This is a genomic window from Vibrio sp. Vb1337 (assembly GCF_033338715.1).
Taxonomy (GTDB): Bacteria; Pseudomonadota; Gammaproteobacteria; order Enterobacterales; family Vibrionaceae; genus Vibrio; species Vibrio alginolyticus.
Genome location: NZ_JAWOTD010000160.1, coordinates 1 through 1218, shown reverse-complemented (window position 1 = coordinate 1218; position 1218 = coordinate 1). Strand labels below are relative to the sequence as shown.

Annotated in this window: 2 protein-coding genes; one reads left to right on the top strand and one right to left on the bottom strand. The window is 43.4% G+C overall.

Features of this window, described 5'->3' with window-relative positions; genetic code table 11:
- The coding region (locus R7E42_RS24705; protein ID WP_318073190.1) for a sulfite exporter TauE/SafE family protein at window positions 1-457 on the bottom strand (457 nt) is incomplete at its 3' end.
- A 377-nt stretch (window positions 458-834) separates the two neighbouring features.
- Between R7E42_RS24705 and mshA the strand changes: the two genes are divergently transcribed.
- Window positions 835-1218: type IV pilin MshA (gene mshA, locus R7E42_RS24700; RefSeq protein WP_318073189.1), on the top strand; the 384-nt coding region annotated here is incomplete at its 3' end.

The window sequence follows — 1218 nt, the reverse complement described above, 5'->3', positions numbered from 1 at the left end:
GCTGCAATAGCAATGCCATCGGAGGGCCACCGATTGCCGAGCTGGTACCAAACAAACCGGAGAAAAATCCAGCTAACGTCATACGCTGAGGTGTAGGTTCAATACGAAACGGAAGCACACTGACGATAACCGCGAACAGAACGAGTAAACCGATCCACAACGTCAGTGCTTGAGTGGAGACAAAGAACAGCATGAAGCCACCAGCAATAGAACCGGGAACTCGGCCAATCAATGCCATTTTTAAACCACCGATTTCGACGCTACTGCGGTGTTTCAGCGCATTCATGATCGAAATAAACAACGCGACCAAACAGATAGGTGCAGGCACATATTCGGGCGCCCATAGAATGAGCAATGGCGCGGCCACAATGGCTAAGCCAAAACCAATCGCAGTTTGGACAAAAGAACCGAGAAAAATCAGTCCCATCGCAAGCAAGTTAACCGAATCAAATTCCATCTAGATTATTCTTATATTCAGACAATCAATAAGGGCGCTAGACTTATCGCATTTCGAGATGGTTGCCTAACCCCGCCTTGCGTAGCATTCCTCAATGACCATGAAAAGACAATCTATTTGTCTGTTTTTAGACAACATTCATTTTCGCTAACCTCACTACCAACGTAAGGCTTTTCTTACAGAAAACTGAATGCACTGTACACCAAAACAACACATATGCCGTTGATAAAATCATCAAAATGATTGATGTCGAGCTCTAGCGCTTTATTTTGCATCGCTCTATAATGCTGACCCCTTTATCAATACTGTACTTATTTCCACAACAAAAAAGCGTACAGTTATTTACTTTTTTACCTTTAACTTGCTGTGAAAATAATATGAAAAAACAGACTGGATTTACTCTGATTGAGTTAGTAGTGGTGATTGTGATACTCGGCATTCTTGCTGTCACCGCCGCACCACGTTTTTTAAACTTACAAAACGATGCACGCGAAGCCCGCTTAGAAGGTATGAAAGGTGCAATTGCGTCGGCGTTGGGGATCGGATATGGAAAAATGGCGATCGTAGGATTAGAGCATTATCCATACATTTCAAACAAACACACAGACGCGGGATCAGGTAAAGGCCCAGAAAGTCTTCCTTTCCCAGGTTGCAATCTTAATGGTTCTAAGAGCTGTACATTTAGATATGGATACCCAGATGCGGATGAAACTAGCTTAGCCGTACTCGTTGCTGAGCTAGATAATCAGTATGGAACAAGT